Raw genomic sequence first — 22,940 nt, forward strand, 5'->3', positions numbered from 1 at the left:
TGAATATCGAACCAGTGTTATCGTAAACGCTGTTTTTTACGCTATCAGTAACACTATTTATATTTAGAAATAATAACAAAACTCATGACAGGCGTCACCCGTATCGGCGTATCACTCGAGCCCAATCTTTTGGAAGCTTTCGACGCGGATATCGCGAAGAAAGGATACAGCAGCAGATCAGAAGCATTGCGCGATCTGGTCCGCGATTCCCTCGCAGAGAACGAGTGGAAGAACGATGACGAGTGGATGGTCGGTACAGTCGTGATCGTCTACGACCATACGGCTTCCGCGGTCGGAGAGAAGATCACAGACCTCGAGCACCATCACCAGGGGCTCGTGAAGACCTCTGTCCACATACACCTGGACGATTCCAAGTGCATGGAGATCCTCATCTGCGAGGACAAGCTCGCTTCCCTCAAGGAGTTCGCCTCCGAGATCACAAGCCTCAAAGGCGTCCTAAGGGGAAGGCTCACCATGGTAGCGCCCTCCTCGGGCAACATGCACCACATCGGCCACAGGCACTGATCTTTTTCACACTCATCGGCCCGGGCGGCCACCCGACTACCCAGGCCAATCAATTTATACCATCGGGCCAGTTTCTGAAAGGCAATGAGGAAATTGATCATCACCGAGAAAGCGAACGCCGCCAGGAGGATCTCCACCATCCTTTCGGACGGAAAATCGCAGTCTTCTTCAGCTAACGGTGCCACCGTCATCAAGTTCACGGCCGGAGGCGACGACTACAACGTAGTGAGCCTCAGGGGGCACATCATAGAGCTGGACTACCCCAAGGAGTACAACGACTGGGGTGCAATCAAGCCTGCCGAGCTGGTCTACGCCCCGCAGGTCAAATCGGTGCGTGTGAAATCCATCCTCAACACTATCAAGGACATCGCCTCCGAGTCGGACGAGATCATCATCGCTACCGACTATGATAGGGAGGGAGAGCTCATCGGTATGGAGACCGTCAAGGCCATCGGTGCCGATATGAGCAAGGTCAAGAGGGCCAAGTTCAGCGCCCTCACCAAGGGAGAGGTGGAGGCAGCATTCAAGAACCTCACCGACCCCGACGAGAAGCTCGCCGATGCCGCAGAGGCAAGGCAGATCGTGGATCTGTCCTGGGGAGCCGTCCTCACAAGATTGATTTCATTGTCATCCGGACAGGTTGGGAACAACTTCATGTCCGTGGGAAGGGTCCAGAGCCCCACGCTCAAGCTCCTGGTCGACAGGCATGAGGAGATCGAGAACTTCGTCCCCGTCCCCTATTGGAACCTGGTGGGCAAGTTCGGCATGCTAGCTTTCAAAGGAGAGCACGAGGACAACCCCTTCTGGAAGAAGGAGGAGGCGGAGGCCGTCCTCTCGAAAGTCAAGTCAACAAAGACCGGTACCGTCGCCAAATACTCCTCGGAGATCAAGGAGGAGTACAGGCCGGCGCCGTTCGACACCACGATGATGCAGGTGGAGGCCAACAAGATCGGTATCCCTCCAACCACGGCCATGAAGCTGGCCGAGGACCTGTACACCGGAGGTTACATCTCATATCCGCGTACCGAGAACACCGAGTACCCGAAGAGCCTCAACCTGAGGTCGGTGCTCGATAAGCTCAAGGACTCGGAGTTCAAGGCAGAGGTCAACGAGATCCTCGCCCAGGAGAAGATCTACCCCTCCAAGGGAAAGAGGAGCACAACGGACCATCCGCCTATCTACCCCACGGCAGGGGCCACGCAGGACAAGATGAAGGGCGACAAGTGGAAGCTCTACGAGCTCATCGTCAGGAGATTCCTGGCAACGGTCGCACCCAACGCCAAGGCCGAGGTCACCAAGTGCGTGATCGAGGTGGAGGGAGAGAACTTCCTCTCCGACGGATACGTTCTCACGGATCCCGGCTGGAAGAAATACTACAAGAAGTACCTGCCCGCGAACGAGAGCAGGCTCCCGGTCCTGAAGGAGGGCGAGGAGGTCGACGTGAGGTCCATGGCCATCGTCGAGTCCGAGACCAAGCCCCCGTACAGGTACAACCAAGGTTCGCTCATCCAAGAGATGGACAGGCTGCAGCTCGGTACCAAGAGTACTAGGCACGACATCATCGGCAAGCTGTTCTCAAGGAACTATGTCCAGGGCAACTACATGATCCCCACTCCCAGCGGAATCGCGCTCACGAAATCGCTGGAGAAGCACGGCGGAGGTATCACGGAGCCGGACATGACCGCGAAGCTGGAATCGGACATGCTCAGCATCTCCGAGGGAGCACGCACATTGGATTCCGTCGTCAAGGAATCGCAGGACATGCTCCACGATGTGGCGGTCAAGATCTCTGAGGAGTCCGACGACATCGGAAAGGAGATCAAGGACGCGCTGCACTCTCAGCAGCATATCGGCGTCTGTCCGTCATGCGGGAACAACATGTCCGTCAAGAGGTCGAAGAACGGTAACTTCATCGGATGCGACGGATACCCCGAGTGCAAGCGCGCATATCCGCTCCCCAGGGGAGCTTTGGTGCAGACTGTGGATTCCAAATGCCCTGTCTGCGGCCTTCCTCAGCTCAAGATCATCAGAAAGGGCAACCCGCCCTCTGTGCAGTGCATCGACCCCAAGTGTACGAGCAACGTCGCTCTCAACGACTTGGGACTCTGCCCTACCTGCAACAACGGTCACATAAGGGTTATGTTCTCCAAGGCCGGCAGGAGGTTCGCAGGATGCTCTTCGTGGCCCACATGCACTCAGACCTACCCTCTCAGGCCGAGAGGAGTCATCACTCCCCTAGGCAAGCCCTGTGCGATCTGTAAGGCACCCATGGTCAAGGTAGGAAATCTCGAGGAGTGCATCAATCCCGACTGCCCCGGAAAGAAGAAGGCAGCTCGCACGACTAAACCCGCTAAGAAGACCGCCTCTGAATGATGCGTTCGAGCGGTAATTTTCATTTTTTACTTACTATATTTTAAAGCTAACTTTGCCGTTTTATATAGTAACACTATAGGAAATTTCGTGTTACTTTCTTAGTTTTTAAAATTAGTAACTTTCCTCGTCGATCAAGCCGTCGTAGAGGTTGTTGAGGAAGTCAATTTCTTCCGAGATTCTGCGGTTGCGGCACTCGGTGCATTGGAGCTCTTTGCCAAGTGATAACTTCAACTGCATTTCGGACCTATCGAGGGCGACGATACGGCCGCAGGCGCAGTACACGCACATCTCGTTCTCGAGATCCAGCCTGTCCAGACGAATGCTGGATGGCTTACGGCGCGCGTAGCTGCCGCATTCCTCAGTCTTTTCATCGCTCATATTACGAGTCCCCCAACCTGTGAAGATATCGGAGTTGATTGGTCATAATTGCCCGATTTCTTCTACAGATAGGGCTACGCAAACACCCCATATAAACCCTTAGTTTAGGGTCTATAGATTAACGACGTTAGTTCGTTTAGACCGACAATTTTTGTACGTTTTTGGATAGTTAGTTTTATATATAGGAAATGTGGGATATTTCGCTCATCCAAGCGTATATAAAGCAGATAGATGGAACGAAATTCGTAATTCCGCCACGGAATTCGTTACTGCCTAGATTGGTTAATCAGATCGTTACGGACGTTCCATAACTTCTCCGACATATCGACATAATATTGATGAGGGTTGGAGAAACGCTTGACCTCGTCCCAAAGGGTATCCGTCTCCTCGGCACAGTGTTTCCTGATATCCTCCAAGGAGGGGAGATCGTACACAAGCTTTCCGTTCTCTATGACTTTGACCATGAGTTCCTTGACGGAGTAGTTCTCTAGGGTCTTCCTCTTCCAAGTCGCGGAGGGGTCGAAAAGCTCCAACGGCGCATCCGTGTCGATGGTCTCGTCGTAAACGCAGATCTGATCGGCAATGGCCATGCCTTTGTCGTCATAGACCCTGTAGACTTTCTTGAAATGGGGTGTGGTGATTTTCTCTACGTTGTCGGAGATCTTGATCTTAGGAACTATCTTGCCGTCCTCCTCCATGGCGACGAGCTTGAACACACCGTTCAGCACAGGGTCGCTGTGGGAGGTGATCAGATTGTCGCCTACACCGAAAGCGTCTATTACGGCACCCTGGTTGAGCAGATCCTTGATCAGATTCTCATCGAGGGCATTGGATACGACTATCTTGCAGTCCGTGAGACCGGCATCGTCTAGCATCTCCCTTGCCTTCTTGGTGAGGAAAGCGAAGTCACCAGAATCCAGGCGGATGGCGCATTTGGTTATCCCCTTGGGGATGAGCACCTCCTTGATCGCTTTTATGGCATTGGGGATTCCGCTGTTGATAGTATCGTAGGTATCCACCAGGAGGGTGGCGTTGTCAGGATACAGCTCGCAGAACGCCTTGAATGCCTCGAGCTCCGAATCGAACATCATCACCCAAGAGTGGGCCATGGTCCCGCTCGCGGGCACTCCGAAAAGCTCATCGCTCACAGTGCATGCCGTTCCGCCGCATCCGGCGATGTATGCTGCCCTAGCACCCAATATGGCCGCATCGGTTCCCTGGGCCCTTCTGGAGCCGAACTCCAGTACGGTCCTGCCCTTTGCAGCCCTCACAATACGGTTGGCCTTGGTGGCGATAAGGGATTGATGGTTTATCGTCAGGAGAGCGAAGGTCTCCAGGATCTGTGCTTGGGCAATGGGTGCCCTGATGGTGATGAGGGGCTCTCCGGGGAACACAGCCGTTCCTTCGGGTATCGCCCACACATCCCCGGTGAAATGGAAGTCCTTGAGGAAATCCAGGAACTTCTCCCCGAACGTTCCCTTGGAGCGCATGAACTCGATGTCCTCCTCGGTGAAACGGAGGTTGGTGATGTAGTCCATCAGCTGCTCCAAGCCTGCGAACACCACGAATCCGCCCTTGTCGGGTACCGTCCTGAAGAATATGTCGAAGTAGACCATGCGGTCTCCCAGACCTTTCTCCAGGTACCCGTTGGACATCGTGTACTCATAGTAGTCGCACAGCAGGGGGATGTTCCTTTGGTAATCCATCTCTAGTCCTCAGATGTGGAATTTCTTGATTCCGGGGAAGACAGCCTTGGATCCCAGCTCCTCCTCGATCCTGAGAAGGCGGTTGTACTTGGCAGTCCTCTCTCCCCTGGCGGGAGCTCCGGTCTTGATCTCTCCGGATCCCCATCCGACCGAGAGGTCGGCGATGGTGGTGTCCTCGGACTCTCCGGACCTGTGGGAAACGACGACGTTGTATCCGTGGTCGAAGCTCATCTGCGCAGCCTCTCCGGATTCGGTGATGGTTCCGATCTGGTTGACCTTCAGCAGGAGTGCGTTGGCAGCTCCCTGCTTGATTCCCTTGCAGAGGCGCTTGGAGTTGGTGACGAACAGATCGTCACCTACGATCTGGACCTTGTTGCCGACCTTCTTGGTGAGCTCGGCCGTGGTCTCGAAGTCATCCTCGAAGAACGGGTCCTCGATGCTGATGAGCGGGTGGTCCTTGGTGAGCTGCACATAGTGGTCAGCGAGCTCTCCGGCAGAGAGCTTCATTCCGTCGACGTCGTAGACGCCGTCGCTGAAGAACTCTGAGGAAGCAGCGTCGATCGCAAGGAACACGTCCTTTCCGGGGGTGTAGCCTGCATCGGATACTGCGGATACGATGGTGGACAGGGCCTCGTCGACCGTATCGAGCGGGGGAGCGAATCCTCCCTCGTCGCCGATGTTGATGGCTCCTACCCCGTACTTCTTCTTCAGTATGGATTTGAGATGCATGTAGACCTCGGACGACATCTGCAGACAATCCGAGAACGATTTGGCTCCGGCGGGGATGATCATGCATTCCTGAATCTTCAGGTTGCCTCCGGCGTGCTTTCCGCCGTTGATGATGTTGAGCATGGGCACAGGGAGCGTGACGTGGTCCTTCCCGATGTGCTGGTAGACGGGGATGTTGTTGCACATGGCACCGGCCCTGGCGACTGCGAGGGACACGGCCACAGTGGCGTTTCCGCCGAGGTTGGTCTTGTTCTCGGTGCCGTCGAGCTCGATCATTGCCCTGTCGATTCCTTCCTGATCGGTAGGGTCCATGCCGGTGATCCTCTTGGCGATGGGTCCGCGGACGTTCTCTACCGCCTTCAGCACTCCCTTTCCGCCGTACCTGTTCCCGCCGTCGCGGAGCTCGTGGGCCTCCCACGATCCCGTAGATGCTCCGGAGGGAGCGATGGCGGATATCTTCTGGCCGCCGACTGTGATCTCTGCTTCTACCGTGGGGTTGCCTCTGGAATCCAGGACTTCCCTTGCCCATACCTTCTCTATCTGCATTTCTCTCCCTCAGTTGGAGTACTCGGACATGTCCCCGAGCAGGATGTTGCGGTCCTTCGTCGTGAGGATCGAAGGATCGACGGAGACCACGAAGGTGGTCTTCTTGTCATTGATGTTGGCCTTCACCAGCTGGTGCAGGAACACTAGGCTGTGGTTGAGGCCGTTGTTATCGATGATATCTGTGAAATTCTCGATCATGACGATAGGTCTGTCATGATTTCTGATGTAGTCCTTGATGAACACCGTGAGAGTTCCCAGCGCATTGATGTCCAGGGATCTTCCCCTGACACCGGCCGAGAGTGTGGCGACCTCGAGGTTGTCCTTCCCATAGTTCTGCTTCACGGCCTTGGAGTTCTCCGAGGATATGACCAGAATGTTGTAGTCGGAAGGGTTGAAGATGTCTAGGAAATCGAAGATCTTGGAGGGTTCCTTCTCGAAGAACACGTAGGACCTTCCGTACATCGGACCTTCAGATGAGATGTACTCTGCGATGATCGCTGAATCGTTGGTGTCGATGTGCTCCGAAGAAGCGGGAGCCGATGCAGGCTGCTGCTTCCTCTTTCTGAAGCCGAACAGCCCCTTCTTGGGTTTGGCGCTGGTTGCCGCCTCTACCATCTGGGCCTCCTTGGTCGCGACCAATACAGATAATGCGGCGGAGATGTCCAGGGATTTGAATGGCTTGTTGACTATCGCCTTGATGAACGAGTTGTCCGTGGGAGCTTCATCATTGACTCCCTTGATGAGAACAGCGTTGAGATCGACATCGTGATCCTGCTCGTGGGCACGGACCAGTACCTGCAGACCGTCCTCATCGTTGATGACGGCATCCAGAAGGATGGCGTTCGGTCTGAATTCCAGTATGGAATCGACGGCCTCGTCTATGGAACCGGCGATCCTTACGACGTGCCCCTCTTGAATGAGGATGTCCTTCAGGATCTCTTGAATCGCAATGTTGTCATCGACTACCAGGACCTTCATCCTTAGCAACTCCGTTCGGGATACCGACTACAGGGTATTTGACACTCACGATAAATGGCCGGCCGGTACCTTGCATAGCTAACGCTAAACCGAAGGTATCCGGCCATTAGGCCGTAAAAATCAATACGAAGCAGTAATCACTGCTTCCTGCTCTCTTTGGCTTTGGGCCTGAGGTTGCTGTATCCGCACTTCCTGCACTTGGTTGCCTTCTTGGGGTTTGTAGCATAGCAGTTCATGCATACAGTCTTGTCAAGGAGCCTGGCCTCAGCCTCTTTGAAACGTGCCATTCGATATTCCTCTGAATTCCCGATTAGGGATTTACTATATAAAAATAAGGAGAGAATCAGAGCAGGGACCTCTGCTGAGCGAAGTCATCCAGAGGATTATGGCCGTGTCCCGGCAGCTCGTGGATCACCAGTTCAGGCTGTATGGCCTCGATCAGCTCTCTGCAGCGGGGATCCGAATAGGGCAGATGCTGGTCCAGGGTATTGATGTGATGGTAGCATCCGTTGATGAAGTCGGTTATTGGTCCGCCTGTGTACTCCTTCTCCTCGAAGGATTCGCGGTACTTGGCTGAAGCGCTGTAGTGGAAGTGCATCGCCCCTATGGCGTCCTTGAGGTCTTGGCTGTAACCGTCGAATATCCTCAGCAAAGCCTCTATCCCGTCCTGCTCGGTGTAGATTCCTGGCAGGCAGTTCATGAGGTGACCCGTATCAAGGCAGATTCCCCAGTTCTCGAACTCCAGGTGCTTCTCGAGAATGCGGTAGTCAGAATCATCCTTCAGTCTGAGCCCCGGCCACCAGAGGTTCTCGAAGGCCAGTTTCACCGGGGGCTCTCCCTTCGGGAATCCGGAGATCGCCGTATTGATCATCTCGCAGAACTTCAGCAGGATGTCCCTGCAGTCCCCGGAATAGTTCCTCTTGCAAAGGTCGGGGATGTTTACGTTGCAGGCATGGATCACGCCGTGGGCCGGTTTGAGCGGTGCAACGCAGTCGATCATGTTCCTGACGGTCTCGCAGACGGACTCCTTGTCCTTGCCGTACATGTAGTATCTGGCGAAGTGGTCGGACATCTCATACGGTCTGCCCTCCCAAGCCGCCAGCCAATCCGTGGTATAGGGGAGGTGCACCGATACGGTGTACTGAGAATATCTGGGGTCGACGGGTTCGTGGGAGGTCAGGAGCTCCAGGCCATCGCATCTGAGGCCTTGGAGTATAGCTCCCAAATCCTTCCCTAGGTCGTCCAGTTCCTGATAGACGGAATAACTGAACAGGTGCTTCATCAGAACAGCTCTAGGGCTGCGGACACCGCGGCCACGATGGCGGACTGCTTGGTGTTGCCTCCGCCGATGATCATGGCGTCCTCTGGCTTCATGCCGTACTCGTCACGGATCTTCTTGGCGACGTCGGGTCTCTCTGTGTCGAGGTTCCAGTCCGGCGGGATGCAGAGCGCTCCGTCCCTGTAGACGATCGTGGTGCATCCTTCGGCTCCCACCTTGATTCCGGCATCTCTCTGCTCCATACCGTTGTTCACCTTGTTGGCGACACCCTTGACGATGACTCCCTGCTGCTCCTGTCCGATGACGGAGCCCTCGAGGAAGATGTCAACAGGCTGGATGGGGATCTGGTCCAAGAAAGTCTGACCAGCCTTGGTGATCATGATGCCTGTCTGCTTGATGGAGATGTAGTCCCAATCCTGGAGCGTGTCCAGGATCCTGCGCATGCTTCCCTCTCCGATTCCGACTTCGTCGGCCAGTCTTTTACGGCCTATGCGTTTTCCGTTCGATAGGATGTACATAGTCCAATAGACGTTTGCGTCATTGAACCTGAACATAGGGCCGAACTGAGGTGCATCAATTATCTTCATCTATACCACCAGCGTTAGTTGGATGGGTTTAAATCTATTTAAATAGTGATGAAAAAGGGGGGCTATGCCCCCCAGGGGTTTAGAAAATCAGAAGGTCTTGACCTTGCCTTCGATGATCATGTTGGAGACTTTGTCGACATTGTCGAGCCAATCGCAAGCGATGGCGTCGGCCTCCTTGGACCACTTCTTGAGGTTGGGGTTCTTGTCCGCGTTGGGGAGCACGATCTGAACGGAACAGTTCAGGGGCTGCGACACGGGCTTTCCGATCTGCGAGAGGATCCTGACCCTGACCTCTGCCTCGTTGGTGACCTTCTTCGCGACGTCCTCAGCGATGAGCTTGGACATGACGTTGTAGATCTTTCCGATGTGGGTGATGGGGTTCTTTCCGGAGGTAGCCTCCATGGACATGGGCCTGTAGGGTGTAATCAGACCGTTGCACCTGTTACCCCTTCCGACGGATCCGTCGTCTCCCATCTCCTGGGAGAGTCCGGTACAGGTCAGGTAGTAGATTCCCTTCTTGTAGTTGTCACCGGTGTTGATGTCCAGCTTGAACTTGATGTCATCCTTTCCGATGATCTTCAGGGCGTTGTCAGTGACGAGGTCGTACATCTGCTCGATGGCGGACTTGTATGCGTCTGCGTCGGGGATGTACTTGTCGACCATTGCACAAGCGATGGTCATTGTGACCTTGTTGTCGATCCTGGAGCACATGACCTTGACGTCCTGTCCGGTCTCGGGCAGCTTCTTCTTCATTGCGCCGTTGATGTACTTCTCGGTCTCGAGTGTGAGCTTGTCAGTGACGGAGTAGGGTGCGTATCCGACACCGAAGGAGGTGTCGTTCGCGAGGATACCGGATGTTTTGTAGACGCCGGTGAGGTCGTCGGATCCCATTCCGATCTTCGCATCGAGGATGACCTCGGAGTCGACATCGAGGTTGGGGAAGGTCTTCTTCAGGTACTTGCGTGCTGCTGCCAGAGCTGTGGGCTTGCAGGGCAGGTCCTTGACAACCTTTCCGTCGTCGATGAATGTGGTGGCACGGCCGACCAGGAGCATGTAAACTGGGTCGATGATGTATCCGCCGCCGAACTTGGGTGCGGCGTTACCGGCTGCGAGCTGTGTCTCGTCGGTGTTGTGGTGGAGAACGTGTCCGACCTCTTTGATGTACATCTTGCAGAGAGCCTTTGAGACTTCCTCTCCGAGAGCGTCAGCGACGGAGTCGGGGTGTCCGATTCCCTTCCTCTCGACGATCTCGACTTTCTTCATAGGTGCGGGGATCTCGTTGAGTCCCTCTACATAGACGTTTTTAGCTTTAGCCATAAAAGGCCGATTATTTTCTTATTTATATATGTTATTGATGATAATATTCTTATAGGAATATTTTATCGTCCGTGCATGAACTTCCCCCCGGCTACGGACATCCGCAAGATCAGGATCGGAATGGATATAACCCAGTCCGAGCTGGCTGCAAGGTCCGGCATCAGTCAGAGCACCATAGCGAAGATTGAACGCGGGAAGATCTCTGCAAGCTACGAGACCGTGGTCTCTCTTTTCAACACCCTGGAGGCCATGAGGCACGACATCGGTAAGGGACTCACCGCCGCCGATGTGTGCTCGAAATCAGTGGTCTCCATCCAGAGCGATGAGACCATCCAGTCCGCAGCGCGTCTGATGGAGGAGACGGGGTATTCGCAGTTCCCCGTGTTCAACGGCACCAATCCCGTGGGAAGCATCTCCGAGAGGGACATCTTCGACCTGATCAGCAGCGGAAGGATGATCGATGAGGTCTACAGGCTCACAGTATCTAATGCAATGGGGGATTCGTTCCCTGTAGTCTCCGGTACCACGCCCATCTCCACGGTGGCGGGTATGATGAGCAGCTGCAATGCCGTCCTGGTCTCCGATAAGGGATCGATAAAAGGAATGATTACCAAGGCAGACATGCTGAAGCTGATATGATCATTGCTTCAGGGACATCCCATCTTGCCTGATCTCGAAAAGGTCCATGTCCTTCGCTGCTACAGTATTATTGAATATACTCTTGGCCTCGTCCTCGACAACGGACGTCTCGTTGTAACGGTTGCTGATGTGCGTGAGGATCAGGTTTCCGACCCCGGCCTCCTTAGCAACTTTTGCAGCCTGCAAGGCCGTCGAGTGGGAATGCTCCACCGCAAGGTCAGCCTCGGATTCCATGTATGTGCACTCATGGATCAGGACGTTGCAGCCTCTGGAGCCGTCGATAACCGATTGGCAGTACTTCGTGTCCCCGGTGTAGGAGACGGATATCCCTTTGATCACTGGCCCCAGGACCTGATCGGGTGATACGCCGTTGACGGTCTCCCCGTTCTTGAGCCTCGACATGTCCGGTCCGTCCTTGATGCCCAAGGATATGGCCTTCTCCCTGTCCAGCTTCCCGGGCCTATCCTTCTCGCTCACTGTGTAGCCGACGGATGTGATGTTATGCTCGGTGGGGTAGACGGTCACTTTCATGTTCCCGGCGGTGAATGACTCCCCTCCGGAAACCTCCTTCACTTCCAAAGGATAGACGGTCTCCCCTTCCGTCGCCTTCATGAACGCAGCCACACATTCGATGATACCCTTTGGCCCATAGACCGTCAAAGGCTCCTTCCTTCCGGATAGGCTCATCGTCTGGAGGAGTCCGGGAAGACCGAACACATGGTCCCCGTGCAGATGCGTTATCAGAATGGTTTTGATCCTCATGAACGAGAAAGGCGAGACCATGATCTGTCTCTGGGATCCCTCGCCGCAGTCCATGAGGACGATGTCGGAACCGCTCCTGACGGCTATGCAGGACGTGGCCTTCTCCCTCGAGGGGACGCTGGCGCCTGTGCCTAGGAAGAGCAGTTCCAACATGGTATCGTTTCATTCGTAGATCGAGTCGAGCTTCCTGTCGGTCTTGGTCTGCTTCTTGAACTCCTTGTAGTGCTCCTTGCACAGGTGCACGTTGCGGAGGTCGCCGCTCTTCAGAGTGAAGTCGGTCTTCGAGACCTGTTTTATGTTGAACGACCTCTCGGCGTCGTTCTCGCATCCCTTGACATCGCACTTTGCCGGCGCGACGTTGTGCTTTGCTAGTGCCATACTTACTGAATCGATTCACTGGACTAAATAATCAGCGCTTGTTAGATTGACAGGTGATAGGCTATCGACGATCACCGAACGAACCAACCTACCTTATATCCGGCAGTCATACTGGATAGCATGACCCTCGTATCCCCGTCGATGCTCTCGGCGGATTTCTCAAGGCTCGGAGAGGAGCTGGTACGCGTGGAGAAGGCTGGCGCGGACTGGGCACATCTTGATGTCATGGACGGCGCATTCGTTCCCAACATCACATTCGGTCCGCCTGTGATCAAGGCTATCAGGAAGTATTCGAAGATCCCCTTCGACGCGCATCTGATGATCGAGGATCCCATCCGTTACATCGACGCTTTCGCCGATGCCGGCTGCGACCTCATCACCGTCCACTGCGAGGCAGAGGGGGATATCCACGGAGCCATAGAGAAGATCAGATCCAAAGGGATCAAGCCAGGTATCTCCATCAATCCGGAGACGGAGGTCACCGCCCTCGAGGAATTCCTTCCGGAGGTAGACCTCGTCCTGGTCATGACGGTCCACCCGGGATTCGGAGGCCAGTCGTTCATAGCCAACTGCATTCCTAAGATCTCATGGGTCAAGGAATGGGCCAAGAAGAACGGGAAGGAGATACTGGTCTCTGTGGACGGAGGGGTCAACAAGGACACCGCCAAGGTATGCGTAGATGCGGGAGTAGACATCCTCGTCGCAGGTTCCTATCTGTTCAAGATGGATGACATGTCCTCGACGATAGCCGAATGGCATCAGAGCTGAGGTGCTAGCATGGGAGTAAACCTATCGCCCATTGTGACCGCGAAGGAGATAGAGCTCGAGGAGCTCCGCGGGAAGACCGTGGCAGTCGATGCCTTCAACACCATATTCCAATTCCTATCGATCATAAGGCAGCCCGACGGGAAGCCTCTGATGGATTCCCAAGGGAGGGTGACATCCCACCTCACGGGTATCCTGTACCGCACGGCCAATCTCATCGAGGCCGGCATAGAACCATCATTCGTCTTCGACGGCAAGCCCAACGAGCTGAAGGCGGGGACCATCGAGGAGAGGATCGCCAGGAGGGAGAAGGCCAAGCAGGAGTACGAGCAGGCCCTGGCCGAAGGCGATATGAAGAAGGCGTTCTCCAAGGCCCAGCAGACCGCGAGGATGACCCCGGAGATCCTGGAGACATCCAAGAAGCTCATCACGCTCATGGGATTGCCCATAGTGCAGGCGCCCAGCGACGGAGAGGCCCAGGCCGCATACATGTGCAGCAAGGGAGACGTCTACGCAGCCGCATCCCAGGATTTCGATTCCATACTGTTCGGGGCACCCCTGCTGGTCAGGAACATGACCATCACTGGCAGGAGGAAGGTCCCCGGCAAGCAGATCTACAGGGACGTGAAGACCGAGCTGATAGATTCCAAGCAGATGCTTGAGTCCCTCGGAGTGACCAGGGAGCAGCTTGTGGACGTCTGCATGATGATCGGAACGGATTTCAACACAGGGGTACAGGGCATCGGACCCAAGAAGGGACTGAAGCTCATCCAGAAGCACGGATCCCTGGAGAAGGTCATGGAGGAGACCGACATAGACATCCCCGAGTACGAGGAGGTCAGGGAGATCTTCCTCAACGGCCCCAGGTCCGACGACTACAGCGTCAAGGTCGGGGACATCGACAGGGAAGGCATCCTCGACCTGATGAACGAGTACGAGTTCTCCGAGGACAGGGTGGTCAACGTGATCAACAAGATCGAGACTGCCAGGAAGGCCGAGGCCAACAGGAAGAAGCAGAGGTCCTTGGACGCTTGGTTCTGATACCATGATCGATTCCCACTTGCACGGCATCGAGCAGGCCCCGGAGGGATACGGCGATTTTTCTGAATTGTCGCGCATAGTGTCCTGCGTGGCCAAGCCCGACGAGTGGGACAGGCAGATGCAGATCGACGACCCCAGGATGATCAAGTGCTACGGGGTTCACCCTTGGTTCGGGGAGGAATGGACGGTTGAGAGCAAGTCCAGGCTCTACAACATCCTGAAGGACGATCCCGACGCACATGTGGGAGAGATCGGACTGGATTCCAAGAGGGGAGGCAAGATCCTCTTCCAGACCATGGTCATGATCCAACAGCTGGACCTTGCAGAGTACTTCGGCAGGGTCGTGTCGATACATGACGTGGGATGCGAGAAGATGGTCCTCGATTCGCTCAAGGGTAGGAAACTGAAGGCCATCCTGCATTCCTACGGCTCCGACAGCTATGTGAAGCCATATTCGGAGATGGAATGCTATTTCTCTGTCTCCCCCAGACTTCTGTCCAGATCGGACATAAGGGTCCAGAGGCTAATGGAGGCGATCCCGGAGGACAGACTGCTCCTGGAGACGGACTCCCCGGTATGCGGGAAGGACTTCAAGGGCATGCGGGATTTCGCAGAGAGGCTCGGCAGCATTATCGGTAAACCGGCGGACGACCTAATCGCTACGGCGGAGGAGAATCTGAGGAGGCTGTTCCCATGAGCATGTCGCAGAGGACGGAACTGATCCTGGGAGAGGAAGGCATACAGAAGCTGAAGGATGCATCTGTAATCCTAGTCGGATGCGGTGCGGTCGGAGGGTATGTCCTCGAAGGACTAGTACGCGCAGGAATAGGCAGGATAAGGGTCGTGGACCACGATGTGTTCTCAGACAGCAATCTGAACCGTCAGATCCTAGCCACACAGGATACGATCGGCAGATCGAAGGTCGAGGCCGCCTGCGAGAGGGCCAGATCCATCAATCCGGACATCGAGATAGAAGGGATAGATGCACTGGTCACCGAGGAGACCGTTCCCGGCATACTGCAGGGCGACTACGACATCCTGATCGATGCGATAGACACCGTCCGCAACAAGACCGCGCTTCTAAAGCATGCTTCCGAGAAAGGCATCACAACATTCTCGTCCATGGGTGCTGCACTTCACATCGATACGCAATCGGTCAGAGTATCACCGCTCATGAAGACCAGCGTCTGCCCGATCGCGGCATCGCTCAGGAAATCGCTCAGGGATTGCGATACATCGAGGATCACCGCCGTCTATTCGGTGGAGCCCCCGGTGGCGAAGCCGTCGGAGAGGGACGACCACGGGAAGAGCGTCCTGGGCTCGTTGCCTACTGTCCCCGCGGTTTTCGGCATGACCTTGGCCAACGAGGCCATCAAGTTCATCTGTAGGGATAGGACGCAATCGCGATGGGTGCGAGGCCGCTTGTTCAGCTATACGTCAGCCTCTGAAGCGGATTTTCTTACAATCCTATTTTAATAAGTTGCGCATACACGCGGACATACGCGGGACAAGATAGCTCCCGCCAATGAGGACTAGCAATGATAACGCCGATCCGCGCCAATTATGATGCCAAGGGCATCGAGAAGGACATCCAGGAGTATTGGAAGTCCAAGCATGCTTATGAGAAGACCAGGGAAGCCAGGAAGGGTGGCAAGAAGTTCTACTTCGTCGACGGACCGCCCTACACAACCGGCGCTATCCACCTGGGAACCGCGATGAACAAGACCGTCAAGGACATCATGATCAGGTACTGGTCCATGAACGGATACAACATCCGCGACCAGCCCGGATTCGATATGCACGGTCTCCCCATCGAGGTCAAGGTCGAGAAGAACATCGGTGTCCACTCCAAGAAGGACATCGAGGAGCTCGGAATAGACAAGTTCGTCAACACCTGCAAGGAGTTCGCACTCGGACTCCACGCCGATATGACCGAGCAGTTCAAGCAGCTCGGAGTGTGGATGGATTGGGACAACCCCTACCAGACCATCAAGCTGGACTACATCGAGTCCGCATGGTGGACCCTCCAGAGGGCTTATGAGAAGGGACTCCTGAAGGATTCCAGCAGAGTCGTGACATGGTGCCCCAGGTGCGAGACAGCACTGGCGGAGGCCGAGATCGAGTACTGGGATGAGACCGATCCTTCCATCATGGTAAGGTTCCCTATCAAAGGCGATACGGCATCCCTGCTCATCTGGACCACAACCCCTTGGACATTGGCAGCCAACATGGCCGTGGCGGTCCACCCCGACTTCGATTACGCAAGGGTGAAGATGTCCGGAGCCAAGGGCGAGGAGGAGCTCATCATCCTGGAGTCGCAGGCGGATTACATCATGCAGAAGGGCGGATACGAGAAGTTCGAGGTCCTCAAGAGGATGAAGGGACAGGAGCTGGAGGGCATCGAGTACGAGCCCGTCTTCCAGCTGGACGTCCCCAAGGCAGATTGGAATTACAAGGTCGTCACCGCCACATACGTGGAGCAGGACAACACCGGATTGGTCCACACCGCACCCGGACACGGTCCCGACGATTACGAGACCGGAAAGAGGTACGGCATCGCACCCTTCTGTCCCGTGGCGGAGAACGGAAGGTACACCGACGAGTTCCCCCTGATGGTGGGAAAGAAGGTCAAGACCGTCCACGACGACGTCATCAAGTATCTGGACGAGAACGGCAAGCTGTTCAACTCCAGCAAGATCAAGCACAGGTACGGGCACTGCTGGAGATGCAAATCACCCATCATCTACAGGAACACCCGCCAGTGGTTCGTTGAGGTCCCCAAGGTCAAGGACGAGATGCTCGCAGAGATCGACCGTGCAAAATGGGTCCCCGACTGGGCCGGAAGCACCAGGGAGAAGAACTGGGTCGAAGGCGCCAGGGACTGGTGCATCTCCAGGCAGAGGTACTGGGGAATCCCAATGCCCGTCTGGGAGTGCGAGTGCGGTGAGAAGAAGGTCGTCGGCCAGTACGAGGAGCTGAAGGCTGGAGAGGGATACACCGACGGCATGGACACCCACAGGCCTTGGATCGACGGAGTGACATTCAAGTGCCCCAAGTGCGGCAAGACCATGCACAGGGTTCCCGACGTCCTTGATGTTTGGTTCGATTCCGGAGTAGCTGCATGGGCATCCCTCGGATACCCTCACCACAAGGAGGAATTCGACAAGTGGTGGCCCGGCGACTTCATAGTCGAGGCACATGACCAGACAAGGGGATGGTTCTACTCCCAGCTGGGAGCCGGAGTGATCTCCTTCGACCGTGCACCTTACGACGAGGTCATGATGCACGGATGGGTGTTGGATCCCAAGGGACAGAAGATGTCCAAATCCCTAGGAAACGTCATCGAGCCCTTGGAGCTCATCGACCAGGTCGGTGCGGACTCCGTCAGGTATTACATGATCAAGAGCAACGCTCCCTGGGAGGATACCGCATTCCAGAAGGACGGCCCCAGGAACGCCAGGAAGGTCCTGAACACCTATTGGAACGTAGTCAACTTCGCATCCACGTACATGATCCTGGACAAGTTCGACCCCGAGAAGTTCACAATCGAGTCCATCTCCCCCTATCTCAGGGACGAGGACCGCTGGATGATCTCCAGGACCGAGAAGATCGTGAAGACCGTCACACAGTACCTCGAGACCAGGGAGCTGCACATCGTCGCACGCGAGCTGGAGAACTACATCCTCGAGGACCTATCCAGGTGGTACGTCTGTCTCGTCAGGGACAGGTCGTGGTCCGAGGGAGCAGATGCTGAGGCTGACAAGAATGCCACATACTTCACCCTGTACTACGCGATCATGAAGACCGCACTTGTGCTCGCACCCATCGCGCCCCACATCGCGGAGGAGGTCTACCAGCACATGGGCGGAAAGAAGCTGTCCATCCACATGGAGGACTGGCCCGTCTGCGACGAGAAGCTCATCGACGAGGACATCGAGCACAGCATGTCCCTCGTCAGGAACATCGTGGACATCATCGCCGCCGAGAGGGCGAAGATGGGATCCAAGCTCAGGTGGCCTCTGCTTCAGGTCTTCGTCCGCGGTAACGATGCAGACGTCAACAAGGCCGTCAAGCTGTTCGACGACGTCCTCGCGGATCAGGGTAACATCAAGAAGGTCCAGTACCTCGGAAAGGATGAGATCCCCTCCGTTGAGAAGGACATCGAGCCCGTGGAGTTCGACGAGGGAACAATTTTCATCGACTTCAACGTCACCCCCGAGATCGAGGCGGAGGGCTACGCCAGGGAGCTCATCAGACGTATCCAGCAGATGCGTAAGGACATGAAGCTCAAGGTGGAGCAGTTCATCGATGTCGATGTGGCATCGGAGGAGCGCCTCGTAGGCCTGTTCGAGACCTGGAAGGAGCACATCTCCTCAGAGGTCAGGGCCGAGAAGCTCGTCTTCACCTCGGAACCCAAGGGAACCGAGGTCAAGGAGTGGGACGTCACCGGCAAGATGATCACCATCGGAATCACTCCCAAGGAGTGAGCAAACTCAGGGGCTTCGGCCCCTCATTTTCATTTCCACTTTCAGTCGATTTTTCTGCTAGCCAGACATCAAAATCATAGGTTCCACTTTCGGTCACCTCCCCTTCTGAACTTTAAATACTACCGGGTGGATGGTGTAATCAGAGGAGAAGAAGTGCATCCCCAAAGGCACAATCCTCCAGATGGCACCGGAAATCCATCCATCCTATCCTATCCCCCGGTGCCATCAGGTTTCTTCCATCAATGATATCTTTTATCTGGACTTCCATACGGAGTTCAATGTCCGACATTATGATCAGGAAAAGGAAGAGGATGAGAGAGAAGGAGATCAAGGCCCTGTCCAAGAATCTCCAGGAGCTTTTCGGCGTTCCGGTCTTCGATGAGAGGGATCCGGTGGACATGGCCGAGAGTTCGGATTTCAACGTCATTTTCGTGGGGCAGGACATCCTCGGACTCGTCTATGAGGAGAAACCCTTCCTGACCATCAGGGGAATCCTGAAGTACAGGCCCACCGCCAGATCGGTCACCGTTGACATGGGAGCAGTACCGTTCGTCACCAACGGAGCGGATGTCATGGGCCCCGGAATAACCGATGCCGACGAGAACGTGGCCGAGGGAGACCTCGTTTGGATCAAGGACATCAAGAACGGCGCCCCGCTCGCCATCGGAAAGGCATTGCGTTCCGGAACCGAGTTGAAGAACAAGGCAGGCGGAAAGGCCATCAAGACCATCCACTACGTGGGCGACAAGCTCTGGAAGTCTGGAGAATGATATGCGCAGCGGCAAGGTAATCCAGGATCCCGTTCACGGAAACATCATCGTCGACGGCATCTACCAGGACATAACGGACCGTCCTGAGATGCAGAGGCTGAGGACCGTGAAGCAGCTCGGCCTAGGATACCTTGTTTTCCCCGGCGCTAACCACACCCGCTTCGAGCATTGTCTCGGAACTTACCATCTGGCCGGACGCATGGCGAATGCCATAGGTCTCGGTGAGGATGAATCCAAGACCGTGAGGATGGCAGGTCTTCTCCATGATGTCTGCCACGCACCTTTCTCCCATTGCCTGGAATCCATAATGGAGGATGCAACTGGATTGGATCATATGGAGCTGGCCCGTGCGCTCATAACAGGCAAGCTCCCCAACCACAAGAAAGTGGACGACGACCTCTTCGACGGCCTAAGGCCGATAGGTGACGAGATCGCGAGAGAAGGCATCGATCCCAAAGAGGTCTGCGACCTCATCGCTTATGAGAATTCACACAGCGAGAATCTGGATTCATTCATGGGCAAGGACCATTTCCCTTCCAGGGATTACGCCCATCAGATCATACACGGCCCTGTTGATGCCGACCAGATGGACTACCTGATGAGGGATGCCCACTACACAGGGATAACACACGGCGATATCGACTGCGACAGGCTGATCAACACCATGACCGTCCACAACGACCGTATCATGATCCGCAGGGGCGGGATCACCGCCGCCGAGGGTCTGATGGTATCCAGGTCGCTGATGTACACATCGGTCTACTTCCACGAGACCACCAGGATAGCCGAGAAGATGCTGTGCAAATCCGTGGAGCATTCAGGGCTCGACCTCTCCGACATCTACCTCTGGACGGATTACGACCTTGTCCAGAAGGTAATCGATTCCGACGGCAAGAGCTCCAACTGCATCAGGCGCGTCCTCAACCGCGACATCAACAAGAAGGCCTTCGCGGTCTACAGCACCGATGTCGATGAAGAGGTGGCCTCGAAGCTCATCGGATACGCCAACAGGGAAGGCACCAAGCGTCTCGAGCAGGAGATCGCCGACCAGGCGGACATGGATGTCTTCAACGTCGGTGTCGAGATAACCTCCAAGAGCAACCTTCAGTCGTCCATCAACATCGGCAAGACCGACGTGTCCATCATCGACGACGGAGGCAAGGTCATGTCATTGGCAAGATTCTCCCCGATCGCCAGGGCCCTCCAGGCACGCAACCCGTACAGCTGGGCGATACTGGTGTCTGCACCATCGATGTTCAGGGAATCCGCGGAAAAGGCAGCAAAGAAAGTCCTCGGACTGTGATCAGCCCTTGATGACACCGATGGGCGTTAGCTTGGCGACCTTCTCAGTGAGTCCTGCGTTGCAGACGACCTCGATGACCTGATCCACGTTCTTGTATGCGCGGGGGGCCTCTTCGAGCACACCTTCCCTAGAACCGTTCCTCAGGTAGATGTCGTTGGATGCCATCTCGTTCAGGATAGAGTCCATGGACAGCGTCTTTATCGCTGCAGATCTGGACATCTGTCTTCCTGCCCCGTGGCAGGTTGAACCGAAGGTCTGCTCCATGGAGCCCTTCCTTCCTGCGAGGACATAGGTGCCTACCTTCATGTTGCCGGGGATGATGACGGGCTGTCCTACATCCCTGTAGCGCAGTGTGATCTCGGACCTTCCGGGAGCGAATGCACGTGTGGCGCCCTTCCTGTGGACCAGAACATCCTCGTGATGCTTGTCGATGTCGTGCCTCTCCTTCTTGGCGATGTTGTGCGCGACATCGTAGACAACATCCATTCCCATGTTCTCTGCGGAATCTCCAAGAACCTTCTCGAAGGATTCCCTGGCCCAGTGTGTGATCATCTGCCTGTTGGCCCAGGCATAGTTGGCACCGCAGCACATGGCCTTGTAGTAGTCCTCACCGAGCTTGGAGTCCATAGGTGCACAGGCCAGCTGCCTGTCCGGGAGGTTGACGGAGTTGGTCTTGATGTAGCGCTCCATCTCCTGAAGGTAATCGGTCGCGATCTGATGCCCGCATCCTCTGGATCCGCAGTGTACGGTGATGGCAAGAGTGCCCTGCTTCAGGCCGTATACCTTAGCCGTTCTCTCATCGAAGACGTTCTCAACCAGGTCGACCTCCAGGAAGTGGTTCCCGGAACCGAGCGATCCCAGCTGCGGAAGCCCTCTCTTCCTGGCCTTATCGTTGACTACGGATGTGTCCGCATCCTTCATGTGTCCGAACTCCTCGGTCACTTCCAGGTCCTTCTCCCATCCGTATCCGTTCTCGACCGCCCATTCCGATCCCACGGATAGGATATCGTCAAGTTCCTTGTACCCGACCTTGGTCAGTCCTTTGGAGCCCAGTCCAGACGGGACGTTCCTGTAGAGCTCGTCGATGAGCTCGTTCTTCTTGTCGCCGAGATCCTCCAGCGTGAGGTCCGTTTTGATAAGTCTAACACCGCAGTTGATGTCGAATCCGATTCCTCCGGGGGAGATCGATCCCTCGTACTCATCCACAGCGGCCACTCCGCCGATGGGGAAACCGTATCCCCAGTGGATGTCCGGCATGGCCATGGAGCTCCCCACGATACCGGGGAGGCATGCGACATTGGCGGCCTGCATGGGTGCATTGTCAGAACGTATCTGTGAGAGCATCTCCTCGCTCGCATAGATGACGGCATTGGTCTTCATCCCCAGGTTCTCGTCCATGGGGATCTCCCATCTGTTGTCGTCGATCTTGTTGAGCTTGCCCTCCCACGACATGATGATGCACCAGATTAGAAACACAATAGGGGCCGGGACCGAGATTTGAACCCGAGTCAAGGGATCCACAGTCCCCTAGGATAACCAAGCTACCCTATCCCGGCCATTTTGTAATTCGGGCAATCAGATTCCCTTACATAAACATATCGGGATTCTTCACCCTGTTGGAAACCTATGCTGAATCTATGAAAAACGCCAGGGTAACAAGGGACTAGTCCAATGAACTTATGATGCCTAAGGGCGACGGATTTTTTCTTGCGTGCCATTTCAGTGGTGTTGTCATCGATTTATGATATATTTTGGAAGCACCGACTATAGAGCGTGAGACAATGCGGAGCTGAACGGTGTTCAGTATCGCAATACTTTATAAACGAGTATATAAATCCGCAATCATGACTAACTGGAGGAAATACGGGAATCAGACTCTAGATGATTCATCACGCCGTTGGATTGGAATCGTCTTTCTAATCGCGGCAGTGGCCATGGTGATCTTCATGGTGTTCGGATACAACTACCCTCTGTACCTGGGAGAGAGTGAGTATTCGTTACCCTTGGAAAGCGCGACAATCTACAAACTCATCGCTGACGGCATCAGTATCTTCGACGGCAGCATCCCTGGAGTGTTGCTGCTCGTATTGTTCGTCATATCGATATTGATGATCCTGTTGGGAGCAGTCAACTCCTTGTGGGCAAAGGGCGGGGCAGTGCTGTACCTGATCTCATATCTCATAGCAATCTTCGCTCCCATGACCTATCCTTTGAAGATTTACATAACCACGGTGAACGTTCCGATCAGTTTCATAGATCCAGCCAATTCGGGCTCAATCGCCGCCCCCATCCTGGTGTTGGTTATAACAATGGCCATGATCCTGATAGGGGCATGGCAGCTCTCATTATCGAAAAACGAAGATTGAATGGGGTTAAC

At 55.2% G+C, this 22,940-nt stretch carries 23 protein-coding genes and 1 tRNA gene; 11 read left to right on the forward strand and 13 right to left on the reverse strand.

Annotation, left to right across the window (positions count from 1 at the left end; translation table 11 throughout):
- The first annotated feature begins 84 nt into the window (after positions 1 to 84).
- Both nikR and PED39_06265 read left to right on the forward strand, forming a co-directional pair.
- A complete protein-coding gene (gene nikR / locus PED39_06260) occupies positions 85 to 525 on the forward strand; it encodes a nickel-responsive transcriptional regulator NikR (protein ID WII07191.1) in 441 nt (146 codons plus the stop codon).
- Between the two features lie 84 nt (positions 526 to 609).
- Positions 610 to 2,898 carry a DNA topoisomerase I gene (locus tag PED39_06265; GenBank protein ID WII07192.1) on the forward strand — a complete coding sequence of 763 codons (2,289 nt, stop codon included), beginning with the start codon at positions 610 to 612 and terminating at the stop codon, positions 2,896 to 2,898.
- Between the two features lie 111 nt (positions 2,899 to 3,009).
- Here PED39_06265 and PED39_06270 read toward each other — a convergent pair whose 3' ends face one another.
- The 8 genes from PED39_06270 to PED39_06305 all read right to left on the reverse strand — a co-directional run bounded on the left by PED39_06270 (position 3,010) and on the right by PED39_06305 (position 10,418).
- Positions 3,010 to 3,276, reverse strand: a complete 267-nt coding sequence (locus tag PED39_06270) for a hypothetical protein (GenBank protein ID WII07193.1) — start codon at positions 3,274 to 3,276, stop codon at positions 3,010 to 3,012.
- 266 nt (positions 3,277 to 3,542) lie between these two features.
- Positions 3,543 to 4,982, reverse strand: coding sequence for a nicotinate phosphoribosyltransferase (locus PED39_06275; GenBank protein ID WII07194.1), 1,440 nt, complete (start codon positions 4,980 to 4,982; stop codon positions 3,543 to 3,545).
- Positions 4,983 to 4,991: 9 nt separating this feature from the next.
- Positions 4,992 to 6,257, reverse strand: coding sequence for a phosphopyruvate hydratase (eno, locus tag PED39_06280; protein ID WII07195.1), 1,266 nt, complete (start codon positions 6,255 to 6,257; stop codon positions 4,992 to 4,994).
- Between the two features lie 9 nt (positions 6,258 to 6,266).
- Positions 6,267 to 7,235, reverse strand: a complete 969-nt coding sequence (locus tag PED39_06285; protein ID WII07196.1) for a DUF835 domain-containing protein — start codon at positions 7,233 to 7,235, stop codon at positions 6,267 to 6,269.
- A gap of 137 nt (positions 7,236 to 7,372) precedes the next feature.
- The gene (locus PED39_06290) at positions 7,373 to 7,522 is read right to left on the reverse strand and encodes a 50S ribosomal protein L40e (GenBank protein ID WII07197.1); all 150 of its coding nucleotides are present in this window, start codon (positions 7,520 to 7,522) and stop codon (positions 7,373 to 7,375) included.
- 56 nt (positions 7,523 to 7,578) lie between these two features.
- Positions 7,579 to 8,517, reverse strand: a complete 939-nt coding sequence (locus PED39_06295; protein WII07198.1) for a sugar phosphate isomerase/epimerase — start codon at positions 8,515 to 8,517, stop codon at positions 7,579 to 7,581.
- Complete coding sequence (locus PED39_06300) at positions 8,517 to 9,101, reverse strand: hypothetical protein (protein ID WII07199.1); 585 nt, start codon at positions 9,099 to 9,101, stop codon at positions 8,517 to 8,519. The genes PED39_06295 and PED39_06300 overlap by 1 nt, the downstream gene beginning before the upstream one ends.
- An 87-nt stretch (positions 9,102 to 9,188) precedes the next feature.
- Positions 9,189 to 10,418 carry a methionine adenosyltransferase gene (locus PED39_06305; protein ID WII07200.1) on the reverse strand — a complete coding sequence of 410 codons (1,230 nt, stop codon included), beginning with the start codon at positions 10,416 to 10,418 and terminating at the stop codon, positions 9,189 to 9,191.
- A gap of 75 nt (positions 10,419 to 10,493) precedes the next feature.
- Here PED39_06305 and PED39_06310 point away from each other — a divergent pair, with 75 nt between their 5' ends.
- Positions 10,494 to 11,057, forward strand: coding sequence for a CBS domain-containing protein (locus PED39_06310; GenBank protein ID WII07201.1), 564 nt, complete (start codon positions 10,494 to 10,496; stop codon positions 11,055 to 11,057).
- On the opposite strand, the gene rnz is transcribed toward PED39_06310, so the two are convergent.
- Together rnz and PED39_06320 are read right to left on the reverse strand one after the other, a co-directional pair.
- Positions 11,058 to 11,972 (reverse strand): ribonuclease Z, encoded by a 915-nt coding sequence (rnz, locus tag PED39_06315; protein WII07202.1) that lies wholly within the window; start codon positions 11,970 to 11,972, stop codon positions 11,058 to 11,060. It lies immediately after the preceding gene.
- Between the two features lie 9 nt (positions 11,973 to 11,981).
- Positions 11,982 to 12,197 carry a hypothetical protein gene (locus PED39_06320; GenBank protein WII07203.1) on the reverse strand — a complete coding sequence of 72 codons (216 nt, stop codon included), beginning with the start codon at positions 12,195 to 12,197 and terminating at the stop codon, positions 11,982 to 11,984.
- Positions 12,198 to 12,317: 120 nt separating this feature from the next.
- Here PED39_06320 and rpe point away from each other — a divergent pair, with 120 nt between their 5' ends.
- The 5 genes from rpe (at position 12,318) to ileS (ending at position 18,490) form a co-directional block, all read left to right on the forward strand.
- Positions 12,318 to 12,965, forward strand: coding sequence for a ribulose-phosphate 3-epimerase (gene rpe / locus PED39_06325; GenBank protein WII07204.1), 648 nt, complete (start codon positions 12,318 to 12,320; stop codon positions 12,963 to 12,965).
- 9 nt (positions 12,966 to 12,974) lie between these two features.
- On the forward strand, positions 12,975 to 14,003 hold the full coding sequence (fen, locus tag PED39_06330; GenBank protein WII07205.1) for a flap endonuclease-1: 1,029 nt from the start codon (positions 12,975 to 12,977) through the stop codon (positions 14,001 to 14,003).
- A gap of 4 nt (positions 14,004 to 14,007) precedes the next feature.
- Positions 14,008 to 14,700 carry a TatD family hydrolase gene (locus tag PED39_06335; protein ID WII07206.1) on the forward strand — a complete coding sequence of 231 codons (693 nt, stop codon included), beginning with the start codon at positions 14,008 to 14,010 and terminating at the stop codon, positions 14,698 to 14,700.
- Positions 14,697 to 15,479, forward strand: coding sequence for a tRNA threonylcarbamoyladenosine dehydratase (locus tag PED39_06340; protein WII07207.1), 783 nt, complete (start codon positions 14,697 to 14,699; stop codon positions 15,477 to 15,479). Before PED39_06335 ends, PED39_06340 begins: the two co-directional genes overlap by 4 nt.
- A gap of 62 nt (positions 15,480 to 15,541) precedes the next feature.
- Positions 15,542 to 18,490 (forward strand): isoleucine--tRNA ligase, encoded by a 2,949-nt coding sequence (gene ileS / locus PED39_06345; protein WII07208.1) that lies wholly within the window; start codon positions 15,542 to 15,544, stop codon positions 18,488 to 18,490.
- A gap of 139 nt (positions 18,491 to 18,629) precedes the next feature.
- Here ileS and PED39_06350 read toward each other — a convergent pair whose 3' ends face one another.
- Entirely contained in the window at positions 18,630 to 18,779 is a 150-nt protein-coding gene (locus tag PED39_06350) for a hypothetical protein (protein ID WII07209.1), read from the reverse strand.
- Here PED39_06350 and PED39_06355 point away from each other — a divergent pair.
- Both PED39_06355 and PED39_06360 read left to right on the forward strand, forming a co-directional pair.
- On the forward strand, positions 18,769 to 19,260 hold the full coding sequence (locus PED39_06355; GenBank protein WII07210.1) for an RNA-binding protein: 492 nt from the start codon (positions 18,769 to 18,771) through the stop codon (positions 19,258 to 19,260). The genes PED39_06350 and PED39_06355 overlap by 11 nt on opposite strands.
- 1 nt (position 19,261) lies before the next feature.
- Positions 19,262 to 20,563: an HD domain-containing protein gene (locus PED39_06360; protein WII07211.1), complete on the forward strand. Its 1,302-nt coding sequence runs from the start codon at positions 19,262 to 19,264 to the stop codon at positions 20,561 to 20,563.
- Here the strand turns inward: PED39_06360 and PED39_06365 are convergent, their stop codons facing one another.
- Together PED39_06365 and PED39_06370 are read right to left on the reverse strand one after the other, a co-directional pair.
- Positions 20,564 to 22,015, reverse strand: coding sequence for an RtcB family protein (locus tag PED39_06365; GenBank protein ID WII07212.1), 1,452 nt, complete (start codon positions 22,013 to 22,015; stop codon positions 20,564 to 20,566).
- Between the two features lie 30 nt (positions 22,016 to 22,045).
- Positions 22,046 to 22,119 (reverse strand) — tRNA-His (locus tag PED39_06370).
- A 288-nt stretch (positions 22,120 to 22,407) separates the two neighbouring features.
- Between PED39_06370 and PED39_06375 the strand changes: the two genes are divergently transcribed.
- Positions 22,408 to 22,929, forward strand: a complete 522-nt coding sequence (locus tag PED39_06375) for a hypothetical protein (protein WII07213.1) — start codon at positions 22,408 to 22,410, stop codon at positions 22,927 to 22,929.
- Positions 22,930 to 22,940 lie beyond the last annotated feature (11 nt).

Source organism: Methanomassiliicoccales archaeon LGM-RCC1 (assembly GCA_030168575.1).
Taxonomy (GTDB): Archaea; Thermoplasmatota; Thermoplasmata; order Methanomassiliicoccales; family Methanomethylophilaceae; genus Methanoprimaticola.

Bases quoted from the DNA above. Each gene is read 5' to 3' on its own strand.
- nikR (WII07191.1), top strand. From the start codon at position 85: ATGACAGGCGTCACCCGTATCGGCGTATCACTCGAGCCCAATCTTTTG.
- PED39_06265 (WII07192.1), top strand. From the start codon at position 610: ATGAGGAAATTGATCATCACCGAGAAAGCGAACGCCGCCAGGAGGATC.
- PED39_06270 (WII07193.1), bottom strand. From the start codon at position 3,276: ATGAGCGATGAAAAGACTGAGGAATGCGGCAGCTACGCGCGCCGTAAG.
- PED39_06275 (WII07194.1), bottom strand. From the start codon at position 4,982: ATGGATTACCAAAGGAACATCCCCCTGCTGTGCGACTACTATGAGTAC.
- eno (WII07195.1), bottom strand. From the start codon at position 6,257: ATGCAGATAGAGAAGGTATGGGCAAGGGAAGTCCTGGATTCCAGAGGC.
- PED39_06285 (WII07196.1), bottom strand. From the start codon at position 7,235: ATGAAGGTCCTGGTAGTCGATGACAACATTGCGATTCAAGAGATCCTG.
- PED39_06290 (WII07197.1), bottom strand. From the start codon at position 7,522: ATGGCACGTTTCAAAGAGGCTGAGGCCAGGCTCCTTGACAAGACTGTA.
- PED39_06295 (WII07198.1), bottom strand. From the start codon at position 8,517: ATGAAGCACCTGTTCAGTTATTCCGTCTATCAGGAACTGGACGACCTA.
- PED39_06300 (WII07199.1), bottom strand. From the start codon at position 9,101: ATGAAGATAATTGATGCACCTCAGTTCGGCCCTATGTTCAGGTTCAAT.
- PED39_06305 (WII07200.1), bottom strand. From the start codon at position 10,418: ATGGCTAAAGCTAAAAACGTCTATGTAGAGGGACTCAACGAGATCCCC.
- PED39_06310 (WII07201.1), top strand. From the start codon at position 10,494: ATGAACTTCCCCCCGGCTACGGACATCCGCAAGATCAGGATCGGAATG.
- rnz (WII07202.1), bottom strand. From the start codon at position 11,972: ATGTTGGAACTGCTCTTCCTAGGCACAGGCGCCAGCGTCCCCTCGAGG.
- PED39_06320 (WII07203.1), bottom strand. From the start codon at position 12,197: ATGGCACTAGCAAAGCACAACGTCGCGCCGGCAAAGTGCGATGTCAAG.
- rpe (WII07204.1), top strand. From the start codon at position 12,318: ATGACCCTCGTATCCCCGTCGATGCTCTCGGCGGATTTCTCAAGGCTC.
- fen (WII07205.1), top strand. From the start codon at position 12,975: ATGGGAGTAAACCTATCGCCCATTGTGACCGCGAAGGAGATAGAGCTC.
- PED39_06335 (WII07206.1), top strand. From the start codon at position 14,008: ATGATCGATTCCCACTTGCACGGCATCGAGCAGGCCCCGGAGGGATAC.
- PED39_06340 (WII07207.1), top strand. From the start codon at position 14,697: ATGAGCATGTCGCAGAGGACGGAACTGATCCTGGGAGAGGAAGGCATA.
- ileS (WII07208.1), top strand. From the start codon at position 15,542: ATGATAACGCCGATCCGCGCCAATTATGATGCCAAGGGCATCGAGAAG.
- PED39_06355 (WII07210.1), top strand. From the start codon at position 18,769: ATGTCCGACATTATGATCAGGAAAAGGAAGAGGATGAGAGAGAAGGAG.
- PED39_06350 (WII07209.1), bottom strand. From the start codon at position 18,779: ATGTCGGACATTGAACTCCGTATGGAAGTCCAGATAAAAGATATCATT.
- PED39_06360 (WII07211.1), top strand. From the start codon at position 19,262: ATGCGCAGCGGCAAGGTAATCCAGGATCCCGTTCACGGAAACATCATC.
- PED39_06365 (WII07212.1), bottom strand. From the start codon at position 22,015: ATGTCGTGGGAGGGCAAGCTCAACAAGATCGACGACAACAGATGGGAG.
- PED39_06375 (WII07213.1), top strand. From the start codon at position 22,408: ATGACTAACTGGAGGAAATACGGGAATCAGACTCTAGATGATTCATCA.